Below are 24,372 nucleotides of genomic sequence, written 5' to 3'. Positions count from 1 at the left end.
ACGCGGGGCGGTGATACTCGGCGGATGAGCTCGACGAGAGCTGCACCGGTACGACCCCGCAACGACCTGCGCCAGTACGACGACCTGGCCGAGACGTGGTGGGACGGCGGCGGCCCCTTCGCGGCCCTGCACTGGCTCGCCGAAGCCCGTGGGCGCCTGGTGCCCGCCCCCGAGCCCGGCGCGGTGGCCGTGGACCTGGGCACGGGCGGCGGCCTCATGGCCGCGCATCTCGACGGCTACCACCACATAGGCCTGGACCTCACCCGTTCTGCGCTCCACGTCGCCCGACGCAGGGGGGTGATGGCGGCCCAGGCCGACGTGCGCGCCGTGCCCCTCGCCACCGCCTCCGCCGACGTGGTCCTGGCCGGCGAGCTGTTCGAGCACGTGCGGCCCCTCGAGCCGGTCGTCGCCGAGATCGCTCGCGTGCTGCGCCCCGGCGGCACCGTCGTGTTCGACACCCTCAACGACACCAGGTTCGCCCGGACGGCGCTGGTCACCGTCGCCGAACGCCTGCCGGGAGGGCCCCCGCCCCGCATCCACGACCCAGCCCTCTTCGTCGCTCCCGACCGACTCCGCGCCCTCTTCGCCGACCACGGCGTCGACGTCACCATGCACGGCTTGCGGCCCTCGGTGCCCGAGTACCTGCGCTTCCTCGTCCGACGCCGAGGCCGGGTGACCATGGTCCGAACGAGGTCGCTCAACGGGGTCTACGCCGGGACCGGGCGGAAACGGTGACCGCGGTGACCGACGAGGAGCTCGCCGAGCGGGCCGCAGCCGTGGCCCGCCAGCTGGCGGAGCGAGCCGCACACCACGACGCCACCGCCGGCTTCCCCGCCGACGACGTCGAAGACCTGCGAGCCGCCGGCCTCCTCGGGCTGATGGTGCCCACGGAGATGGGCGGGCTCGGCGCCGGGTTCGCCCAGTACGTCGCGGTGGCCATGGTCCTCGCCGAAGCCAGCCCGGCCACGGCCCTGCTGTTCAACATGCACGTGTCGGTCACCGGTGGCCTCGCCGGGCTCACGCCCGAGGTGGCCGCCGCCTTGGGTGCCGACGAGCACTTCAGCGACCAACGCGAGCAGGCCCTGCGGCGCGCCGCCGACGGGTCCTTCCACGCCGTCGCCATCAGCGAACCGGGCATCGGCTCACGGCTGTCGCAGGTCCGCACCACCTACGAACCCCACCCCGACGGCTACCTGCTGCAGGGGGTGAAGTCGCCGTCGTCGGGGGCGTCGCACGCCGACGCCTACCTCGTGGCAGCGAGATCCCGGAGCGACGAGCCCCGGAAGATCTCGTACTTCCTGGTCCCCGCCGGCGATGGGGTGGAGGTGGCAGGGGTATGGGATCCGCATGGGATGCGCGCCACCGAGAGCCTCACCGTCACCCTCGACACCGTGGTGCCGCGTCAGGCGCTCCTCGGCGTCGAGGGCGTCGCCGTGGCCCTGGCCCACCTGATGCCCCAGTGGCTCGTCGCGTCCTATGCCGCCGTCTACGCCGGCGTGGCGCTGGCCGCCGTGCGCCTGGGCGCGGAGGAGCTGACGGACCGCCCCGGCGTCAGCAGCGCCGTCCGCTCCCGACTCGGCCGCGCCGATGCCTCGGCTCAGGCGGCCGTCCTGGCCGTCGAACGAGCGGCGCTCGCCGTCGACCGGGCACCCGGCGAGCCGGAGACGAACCGCTGGGTCTACCGGGCCAAGCTGCTCGCCGGCGATGCCGCCATGGACGCGGCCGGATCGGTGGCCGAGGCCTGCGGGCTCCGGGTGCTGCAGCGGGGCCACCCGCTCGAGCGGATGCTGCGCGACGCCCGCCTCGGCGCCGTCATGCCGCCCCGGAGCGACGTCTGCGCCGACCACCTGGGAACCCTCGCTCTCGGTCTGGATCCCGCCACCACGCTGGAGGATCCCCCGTGGTGAGGGGCACCGTCACCGGCTTCGGTTCGGCGTTCCCCCCGTCGACCGACCAGGGCGAGCTGTGGGACCGGTTCTTCGCGGCTCGCTTCGGCGAGCGCCGTGGGGCCGAGCAGGTCTGGGCCAACTCCGGGGTCGAGGCCCGGGGCGGCGTCGTCGTACCGACCGACACCGACGTGAGCACCTGGGGCACCGGCGCCCGCATGGAACGGTTCATGGAGGAGGCGATGCCGCTCGGGGCCGAAGCGGTGCAGGGCTGCCTGGCCGACGCCGGCCTCGAGCCGACCGACGTCGACCTGTTCGCCGTCGTGTCCTGCACCGGCTACGGCACGCCCGGGCTCGACATCAGGCTGGCCGACACCCTCGGCATGGACGTCTCCACCCAGAGGGTCCACATCGGCCACATGGGCTGCTACGCCGCCATCCCGGGACTCGCCACCGTCGCCGACGCGGCCACCGCACGGGGCAAGACGGCCGTGCTGCTGTGCCTCGAGCTGTGCAGCCTCCACGTGCAACCACCTTCCGACCAGCTCGATCAGGTCGTCGCCCACGCCCTCTTCGCCGATGCGGCCGCCGCCGTCGCCGTGACGCCCGGAGGCTCCGGGTTCGAGATGGTCGACGTGGTGGCCCGCACCGACTCCACCCGGGCCGACCAGATGACCTGGGACGTCACCGACCACGGCTTCCGCATGGGCCTCTCCCCCCGGGTCCCGGCGGCGCTGGCCCGCCACGTCGCCGACGTCGTGAGCGAGCTGCTGTCACCGCACGCGCTGGCCGTCGGTGACGTCGCCGGCTGGGCCATCCACCCCGGCGGGCCCAGGATCGTCGACGTCGTGGGCGACCGGCTGGGTCTGGACCCGGACGACCTCGCCGCATCGCGCCGGGTCCTCCGCGACCACGGCAACTGCTCGTCCCCGACCGTGCTCGTCATCCTCCAAGAGCTGGTCGACACGTCCTCGTTCGACGACGGCGACCACGTGGTGGCCATGGCGTTCGGCCCCGGCCTCACCCTCTACGCCGCCCTCCTCCGCCGGCGCTCGTGATCGACCTCCGCTGACACCCGCGTCGCGGTCGATCGGGGGCTGCACCTCGTGGTGGCGCTCCTAGAACAGCTCGTCGGTGTAGGCATCGGTGCCGTGCTTCGTGGGGACGAACGCGGCCTGCACGGCGAGGGCCCCGACGCCGCCGGCCGCGATGCGGGCCTCGCTGTCGGCGAAGTGCTCCTCCCAGCACTCGCGCGGGTCGACGTCGAGGAAGTGCAGCACCGCCACGACGTGCTCCACCCCTTCGAGCTCGGCGACGTGGCCCAACTTGTCCGGCGGGAGCGGGCGCGGTCCGAAGCGCGTCGACAGCGCCACCGGCCCGCCGACGACAGTGGGGAGGTGCTCCTCCGCCAGCCAGCGGTCGAGGGCCGGCCGGTCGCCCCCGACGGCGTCGATCACCTCGACCACGAGCCCTCCATAGGGCTGGACGAGCGCATGGACGTCGCGGGGCACATCGTCGTCGCGGTAGACGGGCCCGAGGTAGTCGTGGAACGCAGTGAAGACGTGGCGCCGCTCCTCCGTGGGATCGTGACCAGCGCCCCGGTAGCTGCCCCGTCCGTCGGCGTGGAGGCGGTTGTTGGTACCGAGGGACCACTGCTGGTGGTCATCGATGCGCCCCTCGTTGATCCAGTAGATCCCGATGTACTTCCCCGCTTCGAGCGGCACGGCCACCCGGGAACCGGACGGGCCGCGCAGGTGCTGGAGCCAGCGCGGCGCCACCCAGCGGCGACACGAGAACATCCACGGCATGGCCATGGCGCCGGTGATCATGTGATCGTCCTCGTACCAGCGGTTGTAGCCGACGACGTGCTCCGGCATCGGTTCCACCCAGGTGATCAGCGCACCACCGAGCCGCGGCGCATACGGCCCGACCCCTGGCAGCCGGCGGTAGGCCTCGTCGGGCTCGGTCGAAGCGTCGTCCATCGGTCTCCTCCACGTCGTCGCCTTCGATCAGGCGTCGCACCCCGGCAAGTGGGAGAACCGCCGGGGACGCTCGCGGCGAAGAAGGGTAGGTCCACCGGGATGGGTGACTCCGACACCGCCGGTGCAGGGCCCGCCGGGAGCGACGAGGCAGGACCACCACGAACGGCGTCGCGACGGTCCGGGCACGTGCCGCTCCGCGAACGGCCCCCGTCGGACCGGGAGCTGCTGGCCGAGCGCATCGCCGCCGAGCTGGACGTCCCCGTCACGGTGGCCGGGATCCTGCTGGTGCTCATCGTGGTCTCGGAGGGGCTCACTCCCGCAACGGCCGAGTGGCGCTGGGTGTTCGACGTCGCCAGCTGGGCCCTCTGGTCGCTGTTCGTGGTGGAGTTCCTGGCCCGCATGGTGGTCGCCCCCTCCACGGCCGCCTTCCTTCGACGCAACTGGTGGCAGGTCGTCTTCCTGGTGCTGCCGTTCCTGCGCTTCCTACGCGCCCTGACCCGCAGTGCACGGGTGGGGCGGGCCGTGGCCACCTCGGTGCGCGGCACCCGGACCGCCGGACGCACGTTGGGCAGCCGCGTCGCCTACCTCGGTGCCGCCACCATCGGCATGGTGCTCGGCGGCAGCCAGATCCTCTACGAGTACGGCCCCGGCGTCACCTACGCCGAAGCCCTCCACGACGTGGCCTTCGCCACCATCAGCGGAGAGCCCTTCGGCTTGGACGGAGCGGTGGCCGGCACACTCGAGCTGACGTTGGCGCTGTACGCCACGATCCTGTTCGCCACCCTCGCCGGCTCGCTCGGCGCCTTCTTCCTCGAACGCACCGGCGAGCGCCAACGTGGGAGGTGACGCCGGCGCGACGTCGCCGTCGGCGATCTCGGCGAGGAGGCGATCCCGGCTGTGCGCCCTCCGCGTCCGGTGGGAGGTGCTCAGCTGCGTCGACAGGAACCGAAGGTCGAAGCCGTCCGGTCAGCCTCGAACCCGGAGCGCACCGATCAGGTCCGCCTTGCGCATACCGGAGCGCCCGGGGATCTCGGCCTCCCCGGCCATGGCGCTGAGCCGGTCGACGTTCAGTTCCTCCAACCCGTCGACGGGCGCGCACAGGTCGGCGATCTCACCGGCGCGGAGCTCGTCGCCCAGGGCCTGCCACGTGTCCCAGTAGCGGCCGAGACGATCCACGAACGCACCGGGCTTCTCGGCGTAGAGCCGGGGCCCGAGGCTCCGAGCGGCAGCCTCGAGGGCCATCCGCCGGCCCCGCAGCACGATGAGAGCGCCTTCGATCTGCTCGTCGCCGCCGAACTCCTCGGGGCTGGTCGTCAGCTGCCGCTCGAGGACGGCCAGGTCGTGGGCATCGCCGAGCGCGTCAGCCAGATCGTGGAACCGCTCACCCAGCGGCACGAGCACCGAGGGGGCAGCGCGTTCGACGAGGCGGACGTGGTACCAGGTGTACTTGGCGCGCTTGCGCCACTCGTGGAAGTTCTCGGGCGACGGTGCGTCGGCGATGCTGGCGATGGCCTTGCGGCCGCGGGCGTAGGTCTTGGCGAGCCCGGGGCCGATGGCATCCCAACCGTCGTCGGCCAACGACCAGCCGTCGATCGCATCGCGCCCCTCTTCGAGGAGCCGACGGGCCCGCTGCACCCGATCGTCGTCGCCCTCGATCTCGGTGGTGGCCGCGACCGCGCGCCGGCGCAGCCCGGCGCGCACTGCGGGGAGCCCACCGTCGGGCAGCTGGTCAGAGCTGGCGGCGACGACGTCGTCGAAGGTGCCGAGCAGCGACTGGGCATCCCGGATGCTGCTGAGCTCGCGGGCTGCGTCGCGGAAGACGGCGTTGGCCTCCCCGTACTGGCTGCCCATCGACGGGCGGACGAGTCGCACGAGCCCACGAAGCTTCTTGCAACGCTTCCGGCAGTCGTGGACCGCCTCGACCGGGCCGATCCGCCCCAGGTCCCGAAGGTCACCGAGGGCCTTGTCGACCTGCTCGGCGGCGGCGGCTCGCACCGACTCCTCGACTGTGTTCTCGCGTTCGATGGCGTAGGCCATGGCCCCATCCCGATGGTTCGTCGTGTCTCGGTGCGCTCGTACCCGATGATGCGCCCGCCCATACTCCCGGTGTGTCGCGAGGCGGCACCGGGTACGGATCATGCCCACGGCTCCCCGGATGAGGGGCGGCGCCGTGACGTGGGCGCCGTGACGTGATCGGATGACGACGCCGCGGGCAGGGAGACGGAGCACCATGGGCACCGAGATCGAGCGCAAGTTCCTGGTCGAGGACGACGACTGGGACGCCAACGAAGAGACCAGCGCGGACGAGATCGACCAGGGGTACTTCGGCCCCGACGTCGAGATCCGCGTCCGTCGCTACGGCGACCACCACGTGGTCACCTGGAAGGCAGGCAAGGGGCGCAGCCGCACCGAGGTGGAGATCCCGGTCGACGCCGAGACCTTCGACCAGCTGTGGGAGCTCACCGCCGGCAGCCGTCTGCAGAAGGTGCGGCACCGGGTGCCGATCAGCGGAGGCCTCGTCGCCGAGCTGGATCGCTACCGCGGACGTCTCGAGGGGCTGAGCGTCGTCGAGGTCGAGTTCGACAGCGACGAAGCCTCCCGAGCCTTCACCCCACCTCCCGGCTTCGGCGCAGAGGTCACCGACGACGAGCGCTTCGCCAACGCCAAGCTGGCCGTGGCCGACAGCCCACCCGCCGCCCCCGCTGGTTGACGCCGCCTGAGGTCGGAGCCCCCGCCTCGCGTGCTCCGCCGCCCTCGGGTGGGTGACTACGGTGAGTCCGCATGGGAGGGCGGCGCGCGGGTGAGCTGGGTTCCGTCGCTGCGCTCCTCGCAGTGGCGATGGCCGGTGGCGCCCTCGCCGCGCTGATCACCGCCGGCTTCATCTGGCTCTACGAATCGGGCCTCGACCTGGTCTGGGACACACTCCCCGACCGGGCCGGAGTCGACCCGTACTCCTCGTGGTGGCCGTTCGCCATCCTCATCGGGGGCGGGCTCGTCGTCGGGCTCGGCCAGATGCTGCTCGGCAACCAGCCGGAGTCCATCGAGCGGGTCGTGGCCAAGTGGAAGAACCACGGGCAGGTCGAGCCGAGGACGATCCCGGCCACGATGCTCAACTCGTTGTTCGCCCTCGTCGCCGGCGGCCCCGTCGGGTTCGAGGCGGCCCTGGCCGGCCTTCTCGGCGGGTCGGCGACCTGGATCAGCGACCGCGTGCACGGGGCTCGTCGCCTCGTCCGCCAGGCCTTCGGGGCCGAGAACGACGACGCTCTACCTCGCGCCGTGCGCCAGCTCCCCTACTGGCTGGCTGCCGTCGCCGGGCTGGTCACGTACCGGTGGCTGCCCTTCGGTCAGCTCGACACCAGCTTCCGCTTCGGCACGTTCGACGGCGACCTGGGCGTCGGCGTGGTGCTCGTCGCCTTCGGCTTCGGCGCGCTCGCCGCGCTGCCCATCGCCTGGGGCGCCCACATCGCCAACCGGGCAGAGGAGGCCGCTCGCTTCCGACGGGCGCCCATCCCCTTCGCCATGGTCGCCGGCTTGCTGTTCGCCCTGCTCGCCCTGCCCACCCACCTCGTGTTGTTCTCGGGCCAGACCGGCTACCAGTCGCTCCCGGAGCTCGGCTACGGCACCCTCGCCTACCTCGTGGTCGCCAAGTGGGTGGCGCTGGTGATCGCCCTCGGTGCCGGCTGGCGCGGCGGCCCGGTCTTCCCGCTGTTCTTCTCGGTGTCCGCCGCCGCAGTGCTCCTCGCCGACGGGCTCGGACTCGAGACCGACATCGTGATGGTGGCGGGCACCGCAGCGGTGAGCGCCGTGTTCCTGAAGGGACGCATCGCCGCCGCGTTCCTGCTCACCATGTACGTGGCCCCGCCGTCCTACGCCGTCGTCATCCTCATCGGCGCCGCCGGCGCCGCGGCCGCGCTGGCCCTCGCCGGGCCGGCCCGTCTGCTCCCGCCGGAGCCGACTGCCACCGGCGGCGAGCCCGCCGGCGACGCCACCAGCGGCCGCTGACGATCGCGTCGGGCCCCGGAGCCGGCCAGACATCCGCCCGGGGCATCCGTCGCGGAGTGGGGGCACTGGCGCGCCACGACCCACGGCGCCCGTCGGACCCTTGCGAGGAGACCCCATGCCTGCGCCGATGCCCGTGCCCGATCGACTCGACGAACGCCTCGACCTCGAGGGCATCGGCTTCGACGCCTTCCGCGACCACCCGCTCGACGACACCGATGGCTGAGCACCGTGCCCCGCCTCGGTCGACCGGGAGCGGCGCCGGTAGGGTCGTCGCGTCCCGGCCCCGGGCACGCGCTCTCTCCCCATGTCTCCTCCACCAGCCACCGGCGACGCCGATCTCATGCACGCCGTCGTCGACGGCTCCGAGGCCGCGTTGCGCGAGGTCTACGACCGTCACGCCGGCGCCATGTACGCGCTCGCCCGGCGGGTGCTCTCCGACGAGCACCGGGCCGAGGAAGTCGTGCAGGAGGTGTTCCTGCGCCTCTGGACCGAACCCCGGCGCTACGACCCGACCCGAGGGGCCTTGCGGTCCTTCCTCTACCGCGAGACCCAGAGCCGCTCCATCGAGCGCATCCGATCGGAACAGGCGCGAGCCCGGCGCGAGGACGACGACCACCGGCGCGACCCCGTGAACCTCCAGCACGACGACGTCGACCGCGAGGTCTGGGCGCTCATCCGTTCCGAGATCGTGCGCGACGCGCTCGCCGAGCTCTCCGACGGGGAACGGCAGGCCATCGAGCTCGCCTACTTCGGTGGCCACACCTACCGGGAGGTGGCTGCGATGCTGTCGTTGCCCGAAGGCACGGTGAAGAGCCGCATCCGTCTGGGCCTCAACAAGCTCAGCAACGCCCTGTCCGACGCCGGCCTGGGGACGACGCCATGACCCCCGACATCCCACGATCCTCCGACGACGGCTCCGCCGACGAGATCGACGACCTGCTCGGCGCGTACGCCCTCGACGCCCTCGACGCCGACGAACGAGCCGCGGTCGAGGCCCGCCTCGCCCACGACCCGGACGCCCGCCGCGAGGCCGACCGCCTCACGCACGCCATCGACGAGCTGACCGCGGCACAGGCCGTGGAGCCGCCTCCGGCCCTGTGGGACCAGATCGCCGCCAGCCTTCCGCCCCGGGACACCGCCCCCGAGGTCACGACGACCCCTGAGGACCCGCCCGCGACGCCGACCGTCGCGAGCACCCCGACCGGGTCCGACGCCGTCGCACCCCCGGCCGCCCCGACCGGCACCCCCGCCCCTCTGGCCGCCGACCGCACCGACGAGCTGGCCCAGCGACGAGCCCGACGCGCGGGAGCGTCACCCACCACGACACGCGTCCTCGCCGCCGTCGCCGGCGTCGCCGCCGCGGTGGCCCTCGTGCTCGGCATCGTGGTGGTCCGCGACGAGGGCTCGGGCAACGGCGATCTCGCCCAGCGCCTCACCGCGGCCGCCGAACGGGCCGCCGAGGAGCCAGGAAGCCGACGCGGCGTGCTCGAGGGGGCCGACGGGGCCGAGATCGAGGTGGTGGTCGACCCCGACGGACGGGCCTTCGTCCTGGGCGACGACCTGCCCGCGCTGGCCGACGACCGCACCTACCAGCTCTGGTCGGTGGACGGTGCCACGCCGGTGTCGCTGGGCCTGCTCGGCGCGAACCCACAGGTCGCGGTGGTGGCGGCCGGGTCCAGCCGGCAGCTGGCCATCTCCGAGGAGCCCGTGGGGGGCAGCACCGCCCCCTCCAGCACCCCCATCGCCTCCGGCAGCCTGGCCTGACCCCGACGGCGGCCCACCACCGGTCGTCAGACGGCGAGCACGTTCAGGCGATGCGCTCGTCGCTGCTCTCGATCGGGCGTCCGTCACGCACCCACTCCGGGTAGCCGACGTCGAGGCGGCGACTCGAGATCCCACGAGCGGTGAGAAGTCGGACGGCGTCGTCGGCGTACACGCAGTACGGACCGCGGCAGTAGGCGATCACGTCGCGATCGTCCGGCAGGTCGTCGACCACGTCGGCCAGTCGGTCGAGAGGGATCGAACGGGCCCCGGCGATGTGCCCGGCCTGGTACTCCGTCGTGGGGCGGACGTCGATCACGATCGCCCGGCCTCGGCGGACGCGTCGCGCCAACTCGTCGGCGGTGACCTCCTGCACCTCGTCGCGCGCCCCCAGGTAGGCCTCGGCGAGCACCTCGATGTCGGCGACGTGGGTGGCGGCCACGTCTCGCATGGCCGCCCACAGCTCGGCCACCCGGTCGCTGGCGAGGCGATAGATGATGCGCTGTCCGTCACGGCGCGATCGCACCAGACCGGAGGTGGCCAGGCTGCGCAGGTGGTGGGAGGTGTTGGCCACGCTCTGGTCGATCTCGCGGGCGACCTCCTCGACCGATCGTTCGCCCTGGGCCAGCAGGTCGACGATCTCGACCCGGCGCCCGCTGCTCAGGGCCTTGGCCACCGATGCGAAGGCGTCGAACAGCTCGTTCTTGGCCTCCCTCCTCGGATGCTCCGACATGTCCTCAAGTTATCGTTTGATTCTTCGCCGCTCCACCCTTATCCTCAAACCATCATTTGAGCATCAGGAGGCTGACGTCGATGGCCGCATGGGTCGGAGGACACCGCGTCGGGGGCCGGCGATGACGATTCCCGCCACCCCGGCGCCGGGCACGGGCCCGCGGCCCGGCATCCGCCTCGGCCTCCGGGAGAACCTGGGCCAGTTCCTCCTCCTCGTCGCGGTGAACGCCCTCGTGGGCGGCATGATCGGCCAGGAGCGCACCGTCCTGCCCCTGTTGGCCGAGGAGGCCTTCGGCCTCACCGCCTTCTCCACGACCCTCACGTTCATCATGGCCTTCGGCCTGGTGAAGGCCATCACCAACTTCTTCGCCGGCACCCTCTCGGACCGCTTCGGCCGCAAGCCGGTCCTCGTCGTCGGCTGGATCATCGCCATCCCCGTGCCGTTGATGATCATCTGGGCACCGTCGTGGGGCTGGGTGGTGTTCGCCAACGTCCTGCTCGGCATCAACCAGGGGCTGACCTGGTCGACCACCGTCATCATGAAGATCGACCTCGTCGGCCCCGCCCGACGAGGTCTGGCCATGGGCTTCAACGAGGCCGCCGGCTACGGCGCAGTGGCCTTGGCGGCCCTGGCCACCGGGTTCATCGCCGCCGAGTACGGGCTTCGCCCGGAGCCCTTCTACCTGGGCATCGCCTTCGCCGCGCTCGGCCTCGGGCTGTCCGTGGCGTTCGTGCGCGAGACCCACGGCCATGCCCGCCACGAGGCCGCCAACCACACCACCACGAACAGCGAGCTCCACGATGCGCTCACCACCCGGCGCATCTTCGTGCTCACCTCGTTCCGCGAGAAGGCGCTGTCGTCCTGCTCGCAGGCCGGGTTGGTCAACAACCTCAACGACGGCCTCGCCTGGGGGCTGTTCCCCCTCTACTTCGCCGCGGCCGGGCTCTCGGTGGGTCGCATCGGCGTGCTCGCCGCCCTCTACCCCGCGGTGTGGGGCCTCGGGCAGCTGATCACCGGCGGGTTGTCGGACCGCATCGGCCGCAAGCCGCTCATCGTCGGCGGCATGCTCACCCAGGCCGTGGCCATCGGGTGGATCGCCGCCACCGAGGGCTTCGGGCCCTGGGCCGCCGGAGCCATACTGCTCGGCGCCGGCACCGCCATGGTGTACCCGACGCTGCTGGCCGCCATCGGTGACGTGGCCCACCCCACCTGGCGGGCCCGCGCCGTGGGCATCTACCGGCTCTGGCGCGACATGGGCTACGCCGTCGGTGCCCTGATGGCCGGCATCCTCGCCGACGTGTTCAACGTGCGGATCGCCATCTGGGCCGTCGCCGCCCTCACCGCCGCCTCGGGTGCGGTGGTCCTGGTCCGCATGTACGAGACCCACCCTCGCCACGAGCGGGTGCCGCTGCCCACCGACGTCGACCTCGAGAGCTGAGACCCGCGCCCGCTCAGCGGTACTGGAGCAGCTGGGACACCGAGGCCGTGGCGAACACGCCCTGGCTGTCGCTCAGCGCAGCCGACGACACACCCCGGCCCATCGCCGGGTTGAACCGGGTGTCGCCGGTGACGGCGATCCAGTCGTCGACGGGGGCCCGCAGCACGTGCGCGGTCACGTCGGGGTTGATCATCGTCACCGTCGGGACGTGGTCGTTCACCCCGATGAGGTTGGCGAAGTCGAACCCCACGGTGAGCCGTGACGTCGACCGGATCGGCTCACCGGCCACGACGCTCGCCTCGAGGCGCACCCAACTCCCGAACGACGTGCCGTCGACCGTGGGCGCCCGACGCAGGTCGATGCCCTGGAGGAACCCCGGCAGGTAGCCCGGACCGTCGGGGTGGGCCTCTCGAGGGCCCGACACCGCTTCCACCGGCACGAGCGCGTCAGCCGGGCGGGCATCGGTGGTGCTGGCCGGGAGACGACCGCCGGTCAGGTCGGCGTCGCGCAGGCGCAGGACCGTGGCCCGGACGTGCTCCACCTCTCCGACGAGCAGCTGCAGCTCCACCACCTGGATCTTCTTGCCCTCCCGCCGGATCGATGTCGTGACCCGCAACGGACGGCCCAGCGGCACCGGACGAACGAGATCGGCGGTGAAACGACTCACGGTCATCGGCACCAGAGTGGGGACGTCCTCGAGGCAGTGCCCGAGCAGGGCCAGCACGGCGGCCCCGTTGGCTTCGTCGGGGTTCCACCCGCCTTGGATGAGGTTGGTGCCCACGAAGGCGTCGCCGTCGGGCAGGTACAGAGCAGGCTCTTCCACCCGGTCACCTTGGCCGCGACCACGAGACCCCCACAAAAGGCAGGCGTCGGGTCCCACCCCTCCCACCCCGCGGAACCCCACCCACCGTGGCTGATCGGTAGCGTCCCGGGTCATGCAGGCCTTCACGGTGGCGGTACCCGACCCGGTCCTCGACGATCTCCGGGCCCGCCTCGCCCGGACCCGGCTGCCGAACCAGGTGGAGGGCGTCGGCTGGGAGCAGGGCACCGAACGCGAGTACCTGGGGTCGCTGCTCGAGCACTGGCAGAGCCGCTACGACTGGCGGGCCACGGAAGCCCGGCTCAACGCCTTCCCCCAGCTCGTCACCGAGGTGGAGGGCCAGCGCGTCCACCTGGTCCACACCCGGTCCTCCAACCCGGAGGCCGTGCCGCTCCTGCTCACGCACGGGTGGCCGGGCTCGGTGATGGAGTTCCTCGACGTGCTCGACCCCCTCACCGAGGACTTCCACGTGGTGGCGCCGTCGCTGCCCGGGTTCACGTTCTCGGGCCCGACCACGCGGCGAGGCTGGCATCCGCGCCGCATCGCGGCCGCCTTCGCCCAGATCATGGAGCGCCTCGGCTACCCCCGCTACGGGCTGCAGGGCGGCGACTGGGGCTCGATGGTGTCGGCCAACCTCGCCGACCTGCACCCCGAACGGGTGGTGGGCCTGCACCTGACCATGGTGGCGGGGGTTCCGGTGCTGCGCGACGTCGAGCTCACGGCCGAAGAGCAGGCCATGAAGCAGCGGGTACGCGAGTGGCGTCGCACCGGGCAGGGCTACCAGGAGATCCAGGGCACGCGGCCGCAGTCGCTGGGCTACGGCCTCGAGGACTCACCTGCCGCGCTGGCGGCGTGGATCGTCGAGAAGTTTCGCGAGTGGAGCGACGCCGACCTGGAGGGGGCCTTCACCATGGACCGCCTCCTCGACAACATCACCGCCTATTGGGTGACGGCCACCGCCACCTCGTCGCTGCGGATCTACTGGGAGGCCCGCCAGGCCGGCCCCGGGGCCTCGCCGCAACGACGGATCGAGGTACCCACGGCGGTGGCCCAGTTCCCCGGGGAGATCAGCTACCCACCCCGCGCCTGGGTGGACGCCGCCTACGAGGTGGTGCGCTGGTCCCACCCGGCACGCGGTGGCCACTTCGCGGCCATGGAGGCACCGGCGGTCTTCGTGGACGACGTGAGGGCGTTCTTCGCCGAGCTCGGCTGACAGGATCATCGTCGCCGGTCAGCGTCGCGTCCCGCCTGCCCGAGGAGGAGGCGCTCGGCCTGTCGACGAGACGTGGCCGCCGACCATCACTCCTCGGTGCGGCCGCGGCGGAGGCCGACCATGGCCACGCCGGCCCCGAGCGACAACAGCAGCACCCCGACCAGGATGAGCGGCGTGGGGTCCGACGAACCGGTGTAGGCAAGCGTTCCGGCTTGTTCGCGGCCCTCACCGGTGTCGTCCTGGGCTCCGGTCGATCCGACGTCGGGGCCCGGCGCCACGGGCTGGGCCGGGTCGGTCGGACCGGGGTCGTCCCGGACGCCCGGATCGCCCGGGTCGCCCGGATCGGTCGGGCCCGGCTCCGTGGGGCCCCCCGGATCCGTCGGGTCGGCTGGACCACCCGGATCGGTCGGATCGGTCGGATCGGTCGGATCGGTCGGATCGGTCGGATCGGTCGGATCGGTCGGATCGGTCGGATCGGTCGGATCGGTGGGATCGGTCGGATCGGTCGGGTCGCCGGGACCTCCGGTGGCGCCCAGCGGGATGTACTGGAGGTCGGTGGTCTGGGTGGCCACGAACGACCCCACCACGGGGGCACCGTGCCCGGCGCCGGTGACGGCCTGGACCACCACGGGCACCTCCTTGCCCGGGGCCATGGCCGGGATGGGCAGGACCACCTCGGTCCCGTCGGGGCCGGCGCCCACGCTGAGGCCCAGGTCGGACTGGATGCGGTAGCCGACGATCTGGCGACCGCCGTCGTCGGCCGGCGGCGACCAGCGCACGAGCGCCCCGCCCTCGACCTCGGTCACCTGGAGGCCGGTGGGGGCCGAGGCCGGATCGGCGGCGGGGGCGGTGAAGGTGTCCACCACGATCGTCTCGCGGGGGATGCCGTCCTGCATCACCACCGCCACCAGCTCCCGCTCGGAGGCCGCAGGGGAACCCCCGGGCGTGAACTCGATGGTCCCCTCCTCGTAGCCGTCCACCGAGGCGATGCCCATGCCCCGAGGCTCCCCCGGCTGGGTGCTGGACGGGCCCAGAGCGCCACCCTCGGCCTTGATGCCCCCGACGACCGCCTGGTACTCGTCGTCGGGGTCGGAGCTGCGCTCGATGAACAGCACCTCTTGGCCGTCGATGCGACCGACGCTGTATCCCACCCGCACCCGGTCGTCCTCCTGGGTGAGCTGGGTGTCGACCTCGACGTCCGGGAGCACCGCGGAGGTCACCACCTCGGCGGCCATCGGCGAGCCGTCGCGCCGCTCGAGGAGCCAGATGCCTTCCTGGGGGTCCTCGATGAGGACGTGCTGACCTTCGTCGTCGCGGACCAGCAGGTGGCCCTCGCGGTCGAAGTCGCCGGTCGTCGGGTTCTCGTAGCGGGTGCCGTCCGGGGCGATGACGGCGTAGTCGGGCACGCCGTCGTCGGTGAAGATCTGGATGCCGATGAGGGGTTCACCGGGCCCGACCTCGAAGCGGTGGGTGACCTGCCCGGAGGCGACCCCCGACCGTCCCTCCGGCAGGTCGGCGGTGGACGCGAGCGACACCCCGGCTGCGGGATCGAAGACGTCGTCGTTGAACACGCCGACGATCTCGTAGCGACCCATGTCGCAGCGGAAGCGCAACGACCGGACGGGCCGGTCCCAGTAGAAGCCGCCGCCGATCCGGTGGTTCTGGCCGAGGTAGGCACAGGCGCCGAGGCCGACGTTGTTGATCAACACGGTGCCGCCGGCGGGCCCGAGGCCGAAGGCGGTGACCTCCACCGTGCCCTCGGCCTGGAAGCCGACCCCGGTGAGGGGCTGACCGGTGTCCGGGTTGGTGAGGTCCATGTTGTTGGCGTTGAACACCGCGGCCCGGACCATGCCGAGGATCTCGATCTGCTTGATCGGCTTGGCGCTCACCCGGCCACCGAACCCGGCGTAGCCCCGGGTGTCGATGTCGATGTAGCCGCCAGCGGTGACGGGCAGACCGAAGAAGGTGGCGTTGGCCCGCAACAGGAAGCGGAGCCACTGGGCCTGGTACTCGTCGTAGGGGGTCGACGGGTCCCAGTCGGGCTGCTCGGAAAACTGCAGCGAGCCGTCGAGCTGCATGAAGGGCACCGCCGGCGGCCCCACCCTCGCACCCATCGAGCCGGTCATGATCAGGTTCGGGTCCTTGGAGAACCCGGCCCCCACGCTGTCGAGGGTGACCCCGGTGAAGAGCGGGATGCCGAGCCCCGTCGCCGACAGCGACGCCCCGACCAGGCGGTTGTCGCGGATGGTGACCGACCCGGCGATGCCGACGGGGTTGGGGGTGGGCAGCTCGATGGCGAGGGCGCCCTCCCAGACGTCGCCGAAGCCGTCGCAGCCCTCCCGGGTGGAGCCGTCGGGGCAGTAGCTGATGTAGAAGGCCTTGAGGGGAAAGACCGCCAGGGTGCCGTTGCCCGAGGCCGGGACGTTGTTGCCGGTGGGCATGTCCGGGTTGCCGTCCCCATCGGCGTCGAAGCCGAGGGCCCCGCCGGTGAGGCGCTGGCCATCGGTCTCGATGGCGACCACGATCGAGGGACCGCTCGGGAGGTCGTCGAGGGCGGTGCTCACCGAGCCCTCCCAGCCACCGTCGGGGCTGAAGCCGATCGAGAAGGCCTTGATCGGCAGTGCGTCGAAGAACAGCAGGTTGTCCGCCGCCAGCGAGCCCCCGACGAGACGCCCCCGTTCGAACTCGAGCTCCACATCCATGCTGGAGGTCTGCCCACCGATGGTCTTGACCCCGCCCGAGCCGCTGAGCTCGAGCCCCTCGGCGGTGTCGGCGAAGGCCAGTTGGAGATCGGAGATGGTGACCAGCCCGAACACGGGCAGCTGCGACACCGTCACCGATCCGGCCACGATGCGCCCGTCGTCGACGGTGACCGATCCGCTGCCCCCGATGGTGTTGCCGTCGGGGCCGCTCACCGCCAGGCCCGCACCCCAGGTCGAGGTGCCGTCGAGGTCCTGGCCGAGGGAGAACTCGAGCAGCTCGAGGGTGACGGGACCGAAGGGCACGCCGCCCAGCTTCAGGCCCCCGCCCACCAGCCGGCCGTCGTCGAAGGTCATGGACCCGTAGAAGGTGACCAGCTCGTCCTCCAGCCCGAGGCGACCACCGAGTCGGAAGGATCCCTCCTGGGTGAGGGCGAGGCGGACGTCCTCGAGGCGCACCATGTCGCCGACGGGCAGGCAGGCGATCGTGAGGTCGAACGCCGAGAGGCGGCCGTCGTCGAGACCCAACGAGCCGCGAGCGGCGTAGGTGTCGCCCTTGTGGGTGACGCTGGCCGACGCCGCGAAGTAGGCCTCGGAGCCCTCCGTGGTGGGCGGTCCGGTGGGGACGTTGATGGCACTGCTGGGGATGGAGGAGCACTCGGGCGTGCCGGTCAGGGCGAACCCGGTGCCCTCACCCACCTGCGGGAGGGACTGGGGCGCCCGGCGTCCCACGTACTCGAAGGAGAGGTCGTCGAGGGTGGTGAGGTTGCCCAGCGGGAGGTTGGCCACCTGGAACCCCCCGGCCACGGCCACACCCCGGTCGACGATGAGGGCGCCCGTCAGCTGGGTGCCGTCGTCGCCCGGGCGGGCCACGTCGGCGGCGACGAACCACTCGCTGGCCTGGCGAGAGCCGTCGTAGGTGATCTCGAGGTCGCGCAGGTCGAGGATGTCGCCGAGGCGAAGACCGCCGGCTTCGAGGGCGAACGAGTCCAGGCGTCCCTCGTCGAGGCCGAAGGCCACCGACGCCGAGGCGAGGGCCCCGTCGGTGTTGCGCAGGCTGGCCCCGCCACTCCACCGCTCGACCGGATCGCCGGGCGAGGGGCCCGTGTAGGCGAAGTGGGCGTCGTCGAGCACGGCGATCTCGGCGATGCGGATGCCACTGCCGCAGGCCGAGCCGCCGGTGAGGCGGCCGCCGTCGATGGTGAAGTGCCCACCCAGCGACGCGGTGGTGCCGTCGCCGTGGCCGACCGTGGCGGACAGGGCGTAGGTGACCGCGCCGCTGGCCGAGGCCGGGACGGTGGCGCCACAGGATTCGAGCTCGTCCTCGGTGACGGCGAGGGCGAACTGGTCGAGGGCCAACGGACCGAACTGCACGCCCTCGGCGGTGAGCGACCCGCGGGTGGGGCGGCCGTCGACGAAGGCCAGCGAGCCCGACAGCGCGGAGAGCCCGCCCTCGTGACGGACCGAGCCACCGGCCGCCCAGCCGTCGAGGCCCGAGACCGTGGCCGGGTAGGTCAGCTGGAAGCTCTCGAGGGCGAGTCCCTGGCTGAGCGGGACCGTGCCCAACCCGAGGTCGGCCGCCACCAGGGTGCCCTCCTCCCAGCTCATGGCCACCTGCCCCGAGATGGTGGTGCCCCCGCTCGTCACCTGGGCGGCGCCGGTCCAGCCGAGCTGTTCGTCGCGGATGTCCACGGCGAGCTCGAGCTCGTCGATGGTCACGAGGCCTGCCACCTGCACGCCGGAGATGGCGAGGCCTCCTTCGGCGACCTGGCCGCCCTCGAGACGGAGCAGTCCGGAGAGGCTGCCGGGCTCGCCGCCGCTCACCGACACCGACGCCGCTGCGGTCCAGAACCGGTCGCCCGGAGGACCGGCGGTGGTCGTGAGGGTGAAGTCCTCGAGCGCGAACAGCCCACCCCACGCCACGTTGCCGGCGGTGATCTCGCCGTCGACGAGGCGCCCTTGGTCATCGATGAGCAGGTCGACCGAAGCGGTGGGGGCGCCGCCGCCTCCGCCTCGGGTTCCGGCCACGCTGCCGGTGCCGGACCACTGGGCCGACCCGCTGTCGGGGTCGAGGTCGTAGGCGAACGAGAGGTCCTGCAACAGCAGCTGGTCGTAGATCGGCAGGCGCGGGATGGTGAGCGAGGCGGACTGGAGCCGGCCGTCGGCGACGGCGGCGGCGCCGTCGATGCCGTAGGTCTCGCCGTCGGCCACGGTGACCTCGCCACCGATGCCCCACGAGGTGGCACCGTCGTCGTCGAGGTACTCGACGGCGAAGCGGTCCAGGGTCATGGGGCCGACGGGGAGGTCGAGGATCTCGACCGACGCCTCGAGCACCCGCCCGCCCAGGCCGGCGGCGGCCAAGCGGAACGAGCCCTCCACCGCGGTGGTGCCGCCCTCGTGGAGGGCCGCGCCGCTGAGGGCGAAGGTGGTGTCGCTCTCGCCGTCCCAACGACCGGGCTGGGCGTAGTCCACCCGGAGCTGGCGCAGCTCGACGCCGCCGACGAGCGGGAGGGTCCCGATACCCACGCCGAAGCTCTCGAGCCCTCCGTCCATGACGGTGGCCTGACCACCCACCACGAGGGGGTCGTTGGTGCCGGCGATCACGGTGGCGGACACGTCGAGCGTCGTGCGGGTGAGGACGCGGTCGGTCCCCTCGAGGGGGACCTGCTCGAGGGAGTCGTAGGTGAGGCCGACGTCCTCGAAGCGGAAGAGATCGGTGAGCTGCACCGAGCCGAGTTGGATGTCGGCGGCGACGAGGACGCCGTCGTCGATGCCGACGCACCCCGACACCGGCACCTGGTCCTGGCCGACCGTGGCGCTCAGGGCCCAGATGCGCAGGTCGGGCCGGTCCGGGTCCGGCACCGGGCCCTCGAGGCCCGGGCACGTGGTGAGCGGGTCCACGGCGTCGGTGGTGAGCAGCAGGTCGGTGAGCGTGAACAGGCCTCCGAGCGGCAGCCCGTCGGCGGCCACCGACGCGTCGACGATGCGCCCGTCGCGCAACGACACCGAGAACGAGGCATCGACCGGCCCGAGGTCGTCGGCGGTGGCCAGCTCGGCGCCGCCGGACACCGTGGCCAGGTCGTCATCGGCGTCGTAGGAGTAGCCGAGCTCCAGGTCGCGCAGGTAGGCCAGCCCACCGATCTCGAGGAACGGCACCTGCATCTCGAAGCCGGTCACCCGCCCATCGCGCAGCGTGAGCCGGCCGGCCACCGGTTCGGGATCGGCCGTGGGGTCCCTGTCCGGTTCGATGGTGACCGGGGCGTCGACGACGCCCGAGACCGCCCACTGGCCGGTGCGGTTGTCGTCGCCGGTTCGGCGCAGGAGGGACAGCTCGAGGTCCTCGATCGACGCGGGGCCGAGTGAGAGGCGACCGAGGGCGAGGTGGGCCGCGACCACTTCGCCGTCGTCGACCTCCAGGCTGCCGGCCACCGTGTTCAGCGGCCTGCCGTCGCCGCCGACGATGGAACCGGCGAGGGACCACAGCCCACCGACCTCGAACGCCATCTCGAGGTCGGTGATGGTGGCCAGCTCGCCGACCGGGAGCAGCGGGATGCCGAGGCGACCGGAGTCGAGCGCCCCGGTCGGGGTGAACACCAGCTCGCCGTCGAGGGCGCGGGCCCCGTCGAAGGCGGGCCCGACCAGCGAGCCGCTCAGAGCCAGCCGGCGGTCGATGGTGGCGTCCACGGTCATGGTGAGGTCCATGGTGGCGATGGGGCCGAGCTGGGCCCCGTCCACGTGCAGCTCACCGGAGACGAGGCGGCCGTCGAGCAGATCGAGCTCCCCGGTCACGGCCACGTCGGGGGTGGCCAAGCGGCCGTCGACGAGCCACTCCTCGGCCACCCCGTCGTACACGAGGTGGAGCTCGGCCACGCTGAGCCAACCCCAGGAGGCCACGGGGGACCCGTCCTCGCCGTCGGGGCCGAGGTGCACCTCGGCCCCCACGAGGCTGCCGTCACGCCAGGCCAGCTCGAGGTGGCGCAGCGCGCCGGAGCCGGCGTCGATGCGGGCCTCCCAGCGCTCGACGTCGCCTTCCCGGGTGAGGGTCAGCTGGGCGGCCGGAACGGTGACCAGGCCCTCGAGGGTGGCCTCGGGGGTCACCAGGACCGCCTCCTCGATGCGCCCCTCGACGAGGTGGAGGCGGCCGGTCACCTCGGCGTCGTCGTCGCTCTGCTGGGCCAGTCGGGCCGTGAGGTCGAAGGCGGTCCCGTCTTCCTCGGGGGCGATGTCGAGCACCACGGAGGTGAGCTGGGCGAACCCGAAGCAGAGGCCGTCGGCTTCGAGCCGACCGGCGGTGGGACCGCCGGCGGACAGGCGCAGCGATCCGAAGATCTCGCTCTGCCCGCCCCCACAGGTGAGAGTGGCGCTGCGCGCGCCGTCACGACCGGTGAGGAGCCAGTCGGGGCTCTCGGCCGGATCGAAGGAGAGCAGGCCGTCGAGGCCGGCGAGCTCGCCCAGGGCGAGGTCGGCGTCGAGCTCGGCCCGCGCGGTCTGCCCGCCCTGCATCACGAGGTAGCCGGTCAGCGTGCTGGTCTCACCACCGCTGTGCACGGTGCCGTCGAGGAGGTAGAGGTCGGAGCCCTCGGCCAGCTCGGTGCCGTCGGGGAGCACCTCGGCGTCGGCCACGTAGCTGAAAGCGAACGGTTCGACTCGCCCCAGCGGCCCGAGGGAGGCCACGAGGGTGAGCTCGACGGTGCGCACCTCGCCGTCGTCGACGTCGAGCGTGCCGCTGAGGGTGCCGCCACCGTCGAGGGTGGTGACCGAGCCGCTCACCGCCCAGCTGGAGCCAGCCCACGACAGCATCAGGTCCTCGACGGTGGCGACGCCGAGCTCGAGGCCGGCGAGCTCGACGCTGCCGGCCACCAACGAGGTGCCGTCGGTGGTGAGCTCCACGGACAGGCGCTCGCCCGAAGGGACCACGTAGAGGCCCGACCACGTTCCCTCGGTGCGGTCGAAGGTGAGGGTGACCTCGGCGTCGGGGTCGCCCATGCCGGCCACCGTGAGGCCGGACACGACGAGGGTGCCGGCGGAGAGACCGCCGTCGTAGGTGACCTGGCCGTCGATGGCGAACGGGTCGCCCACCGCCGACACGATGGCCCAGGTGGTGTCGCCCACCCAGGTGAGGGCGAGGTCGCGGAGCCCGCCGAGCTCGGCGAGGACCGCCTCGGCGATCCCCTCGACACCGAGGTCGGCGGGGTCGAGGCCGTCCGGAGCGATCGGGGCCACCAGGTCGGCGCGGCCGCCACCGAGGACGTCGGGCAGACCGAGCGAGGCCGCGAGGCGCCAGGCCCCCTGCTCCACCCAGAGCTTCACCCCGTCGGGAACAGGGACACCCAGCAGGGCGCCCACCGCGTCGAGGTCGATGATCTCGGCGAGGTCCCAGTCGATGCCGAAGGTGCCGAGGTCGATGGACGCGGGTCCCGATGCAGGGCCGGACGTCCCCTCGACGGCGGCACCGTCGTTCCCGGCCCCCAAGATGGGCACGGTGACCGACGCTTCGCCCAGCTGGGCCTCGTCGGCCCGCAGCACCGAACGCAGGGTGGGTGCCGCGGGGTCGCGCAGGTCGAGGAGCAGCGCCGCCGACGCCGAGGGCTCGATCACGATGCCCCCGATCCCCGGAAGGGCCCCGTCGGGGGCGGCCACGATGCCGGCGACGTAGGTGCCGTCACCCCTGTCGGCCCAGCAGCCCTGCAATCCGAGCCCCACCACCGACGGCAGATCACGGGTGCACTCCGGATCACCCGGATCACCCGGATCACCCGGATCACCCGGACCGCCCGGATCACCCGGATCACCCGGATCACCCGGACCGCCCGGACCGCCCGGACCGCCCGGATCACCGGTGGAACCCACCACCCAGATGCCATCGCCGCGAAGCTCGGCGTCGGCGACGTCGGCCCCGGGGCCCTGCAGCACGACCGAACGAACGTCGCCTTCGACCGACCCGGCCGCGACCAGACGACGCTCCTCGTCGGCGGCGAGCGCGGTCTCGAGCGTGGCGCGCAGGGTCGACCCGTCGTCCAACGAGAGATCGCCGAGGACTTCGAGGCCCCCCTTGCCCTCGACGATCGCCACCTCACCGCCCGGGCGCACGGTCACGTCGCCCCGGACCCGCAGGAACGGCGGCTGGGTGAAGTCCACCAGGCGATCGAGGGGGAGCACACCCTCGACCACGAGGTCTCCCTCGAACACCGACTCGCCGAAGCCCATGTCGAGCGCGGCGTCGACCGGGAGCACCAGCGGCGTGGACGAGCCGAGGACGGATTCGAACGTCGTGAGGGCGAAACCACCGCCCGGTCGGTCGCCCAACGTGCCGGCGACCAACAGCTCCGAGCCGTACACCTCCAAGCGGTCGACGGCGAGGTCGCCCGGCCAGGCCGCGGTCGCGGAGAACGCGGTGAGGTGCCCCACCTCGGCCAGACCGGCGTAGGGCGTCGGAGCTCCACCCGAGGAGACCTGCGCGGCAGCACCGGTGAGGGTGAGACGGTCGATCGATCCGACCGGCTCATCGAACCGCAGGGGCCCCTCGACCTCGAGGGCCACGTCCTCGAGGTGGTCGTCGCCACCACCCAGCGCGGCCATGTCGGTCAGGTTCAGCTCGCTGGTGTCGCGCACCCGGATCGTGGCGGGCGTGGCGGAGGTGCCTCGCCCGGCCACCGACCACCCGATCGTCACCCGACCGTCACCGCCGTTGCGGTAGACGTCGAGGTCGCGAGCGCCCAGCGTGGCGCCTCCGTCGCCCACGACCAGGTCGACCCGGCCGTTGATCCGGGCATCGTCGACCTCGAGCACGTGACCGCCCGCGGCGAGCAGCGTGGCGTCGGCCGGAAGGCCGGCGGTGGGCGGGCCGATGCGCAGGTCGTCGACGAGCAGGCGTCCACCGACGACCGCCACGTCCGCGCCGTCGTCGAGGCGGACCTCGCCGTTGTTGCCGTTGCTCACCTGCAGGGTGCCGCCCAGCTCGAGGGTGCCGCCCTGCAGGGCCAGGTTGACGCCCGCGCTGGCGAGGATGCGTCCCCCCGAGCGCAACGCGAGGGTCCCACCGTCCATGTGGACCCGCTGCGCGTCGAACTCCCCGAGGACCTCGAGATCACCGGACGCCATCGACAGCACCGCTTCGGTGATGCCCGCCGGCGCGTCCAGGGAGCCCACCGAGGGCTGGGATCCGGCGACGGTGACCGGCAGGTTGTGGCGGGCGTGGATGCAGGCGGCGTCGGAGGCCTGCGGCAGGCGAGGGGTCGGGTCACCCTGTCCGTCGACGAGCACGGGGGCCCAGTTGCGGACGTCGCCCCAAGCGTCGCCGGCGGCCCCCGTCCACGCGATGGTGCAGCGCACGGCATCGGCACCCACGATGACGACGGGGCCACGAAGCAGTCCGGCCTGCTGGCCCTCCATGATCGCCCGCACCTGGTAGGCGACCTGCTGGCCTTCGGGCACCGACGGATCCACCAGCTCCCTGACGTCGCCCGGCCCGGTGGCCACCACGGTCGTGGTGATGCCGACCACGCGCACGAGCTCGATCGTCTCGGGGGTCGCCGACGGCGTCGGCCACGTCACCCGCACCGCCCGGCTCCCGTCGGTGCCGACCTCGATGGCGGCGACGGTGGGCACGTCGCCCTCGCCCCACGTCGAACGGCTACCGCCCGCCACGCCCGCCACGAGTGACAGCACGCCGACTGCGGCCAGCGCCGCGAACGCCCACCAGAGGCGGGCTCGAGCCCCTCGGGCGCGCGCGGTCAGGTCACGGGCTGGGTCCAGGGGCTCCACGTGACGGGATGGTACGGACGCGCTCCGCCGCGGTCATGGGGACATTCTTCCCTTCCTCCACCCCCCCGTCGGCG

15 protein-coding genes are annotated in these 24,372 nt (G+C 72.7%); 10 read left to right on the top strand and 5 right to left on the bottom strand.

Features of this window, described 5'->3' with window-relative positions:
* The first annotated feature begins 24 nt into the window (after nt 1–24).
* The 3 genes from LUW87_RS11775 to LUW87_RS11765 are packed head-to-tail and all read left to right on the top strand — an operon-like array spanning nt 25 to nt 2,944.
* Nucleotides 25–735 carry a methyltransferase domain-containing protein gene (locus LUW87_RS11775; protein ID WP_232671371.1) on the top strand — a complete coding sequence of 237 codons (711 nt, stop codon included), beginning with the start codon at nt 25–27 and terminating at the stop codon, nt 733–735.
* A gap of 5 nt (nt 736–740) precedes the next feature.
* Nucleotides 741–1,907 (top strand): acyl-CoA dehydrogenase family protein, encoded by a 1,167-nt coding sequence (locus LUW87_RS11770; protein WP_232671370.1) that lies wholly within the window; start codon nt 741–743, stop codon nt 1,905–1,907.
* Nucleotides 1,904–2,944: a type III polyketide synthase gene (locus LUW87_RS11765; RefSeq protein ID WP_232671369.1), complete on the top strand. Its 1,041-nt coding sequence runs from the start codon at nt 1,904–1,906 to the stop codon at nt 2,942–2,944. Before LUW87_RS11770 ends, LUW87_RS11765 begins: the two co-directional genes overlap by 4 nt.
* Before the next feature lie 60 nt (nt 2,945–3,004).
* Here the strand turns inward: LUW87_RS11765 and LUW87_RS11760 are convergent, their stop codons facing one another.
* Nucleotides 3,005–3,868, bottom strand: a complete 864-nt coding sequence (locus LUW87_RS11760; RefSeq protein ID WP_232671368.1) for a hypothetical protein — start codon at nt 3,866–3,868, stop codon at nt 3,005–3,007.
* A gap of 186 nt (nt 3,869–4,054) precedes the next feature.
* On the opposite strand from LUW87_RS11760, the gene LUW87_RS11755 reads away from it, so the two are divergent.
* Nucleotides 4,055–4,714: a hypothetical protein gene (locus tag LUW87_RS11755; RefSeq protein ID WP_232671367.1), complete on the top strand. Its 660-nt coding sequence runs from the start codon at nt 4,055–4,057 to the stop codon at nt 4,712–4,714.
* 120 nt (nt 4,715–4,834) lie between these two features.
* Here the strand turns inward: LUW87_RS11755 and LUW87_RS11750 are convergent, their stop codons facing one another.
* Nucleotides 4,835–5,905 (bottom strand): CHAD domain-containing protein, encoded by a 1,071-nt coding sequence (locus LUW87_RS11750; protein WP_232671366.1) that lies wholly within the window; start codon nt 5,903–5,905, stop codon nt 4,835–4,837.
* A gap of 193 nt (nt 5,906–6,098) precedes the next feature.
* Here LUW87_RS11750 and LUW87_RS11745 point away from each other — a divergent pair, with 193 nt between their 5' ends.
* The 4 genes from LUW87_RS11745 (at nt 6,099) to LUW87_RS11730 (ending at nt 9,634) form a co-directional block, all read left to right on the top strand.
* Nucleotides 6,099–6,578 carry a CYTH domain-containing protein gene (locus tag LUW87_RS11745; RefSeq protein ID WP_232671365.1) on the top strand — a complete coding sequence of 160 codons (480 nt, stop codon included), beginning with the start codon at nt 6,099–6,101 and terminating at the stop codon, nt 6,576–6,578.
* A 71-nt stretch (nt 6,579–6,649) separates the two neighbouring features.
* On the top strand, nt 6,650–7,870 hold the full coding sequence (locus LUW87_RS11740) for a chloride channel protein (protein ID WP_232671364.1): 1,221 nt from the start codon (nt 6,650–6,652) through the stop codon (nt 7,868–7,870).
* Nucleotides 7,871–8,174: 304 nt separating this feature from the next.
* On the top strand, nt 8,175–8,753 hold the full coding sequence (locus tag LUW87_RS11735; protein ID WP_232671363.1) for a sigma-70 family RNA polymerase sigma factor: 579 nt from the start codon (nt 8,175–8,177) through the stop codon (nt 8,751–8,753).
* A complete protein-coding gene (locus LUW87_RS11730; protein WP_232671362.1) occupies nt 8,750–9,634 on the top strand; it encodes an anti-sigma factor domain-containing protein in 885 nt (294 codons plus the stop codon). The genes LUW87_RS11735 and LUW87_RS11730 overlap by 4 nt, the downstream gene beginning before the upstream one ends.
* Before the next feature lie 43 nt (nt 9,635–9,677).
* On the opposite strand, the gene LUW87_RS11725 is transcribed toward LUW87_RS11730, so the two are convergent.
* The gene (locus LUW87_RS11725; protein ID WP_232671361.1) at nt 9,678–10,364 is read right to left on the bottom strand and encodes an ArsR/SmtB family transcription factor; all 687 of its coding nucleotides are present in this window, start codon (nt 10,362–10,364) and stop codon (nt 9,678–9,680) included.
* A 121-nt stretch (nt 10,365–10,485) separates the two neighbouring features.
* Between LUW87_RS11725 and LUW87_RS11720 the strand changes: the two genes are divergently transcribed.
* Nucleotides 10,486–11,802, top strand: a complete 1,317-nt coding sequence (locus LUW87_RS11720) for an MFS transporter (protein WP_232671360.1) — start codon at nt 10,486–10,488, stop codon at nt 11,800–11,802.
* 13 nt (nt 11,803–11,815) lie between these two features.
* Here LUW87_RS11720 and LUW87_RS11715 read toward each other — a convergent pair whose 3' ends face one another.
* Entirely contained in the window at nt 11,816–12,625 is an 810-nt protein-coding gene (locus LUW87_RS11715; RefSeq protein WP_232671359.1) for a thioesterase family protein, read from the bottom strand.
* Between the two features lie 112 nt (nt 12,626–12,737).
* On the opposite strand from LUW87_RS11715, the gene LUW87_RS11710 reads away from it, so the two are divergent.
* Nucleotides 12,738–13,835 carry an epoxide hydrolase family protein gene (locus tag LUW87_RS11710; protein WP_232671358.1) on the top strand — a complete coding sequence of 366 codons (1,098 nt, stop codon included), beginning with the start codon at nt 12,738–12,740 and terminating at the stop codon, nt 13,833–13,835.
* Nucleotides 13,836–13,921: 86 nt separating this feature from the next.
* On the opposite strand, the gene LUW87_RS11705 is transcribed toward LUW87_RS11710, so the two are convergent.
* Nucleotides 13,922–24,298, bottom strand: a complete 10,377-nt coding sequence (locus LUW87_RS11705; protein ID WP_232671357.1) for a fibronectin type III domain-containing protein — start codon at nt 24,296–24,298, stop codon at nt 13,922–13,924.
* Nucleotides 24,299–24,372: the final 74 nt, after the last annotated feature.

Origin of the sequence: Rhabdothermincola salaria, assembly GCF_021246445.1 — a bacterium.
Classification (GTDB): Bacteria; Actinomycetota; Acidimicrobiia; order Acidimicrobiales; family Acidimicrobilacustridaceae; genus Rhabdothermincola_A; species Rhabdothermincola_A salaria.
The sequence above is the reverse complement of the archived record's forward strand: the minus strand, read 5'-3'. Positions and strand labels throughout refer to the sequence as shown.

Coding starts and splice junctions, on each gene's coding strand:
- LUW87_RS11710 (WP_232671358.1), top strand. CDS start 12,738: ATGCAGGCCTTCACGGTGGCGGTACCCGACCCGGTCCTCGACGATCTC.
- LUW87_RS11720 (WP_232671360.1), top strand. CDS start 10,486: ATGACGATTCCCGCCACCCCGGCGCCGGGCACGGGCCCGCGGCCCGGC.
- LUW87_RS11745 (WP_232671365.1), top strand. CDS start 6,099: ATGGGCACCGAGATCGAGCGCAAGTTCCTGGTCGAGGACGACGACTGG.
- LUW87_RS11735 (WP_232671363.1), top strand. CDS start 8,175: ATGTCTCCTCCACCAGCCACCGGCGACGCCGATCTCATGCACGCCGTC.
- LUW87_RS11760 (WP_232671368.1), bottom strand. CDS start 3,868: ATGGACGACGCTTCGACCGAGCCCGACGAGGCCTACCGCCGGCTGCCA.
- LUW87_RS11775 (WP_232671371.1), top strand. CDS start 25: ATGAGCTCGACGAGAGCTGCACCGGTACGACCCCGCAACGACCTGCGC.
- LUW87_RS11750 (WP_232671366.1), bottom strand. CDS start 5,905: ATGGCCTACGCCATCGAACGCGAGAACACAGTCGAGGAGTCGGTGCGA.
- LUW87_RS11740 (WP_232671364.1), top strand. CDS start 6,650: ATGGGAGGGCGGCGCGCGGGTGAGCTGGGTTCCGTCGCTGCGCTCCTC.
- LUW87_RS11725 (WP_232671361.1), bottom strand. CDS start 10,364: ATGTCGGAGCATCCGAGGAGGGAGGCCAAGAACGAGCTGTTCGACGCC.
- LUW87_RS11730 (WP_232671362.1), top strand. CDS start 8,750: ATGACCCCCGACATCCCACGATCCTCCGACGACGGCTCCGCCGACGAG.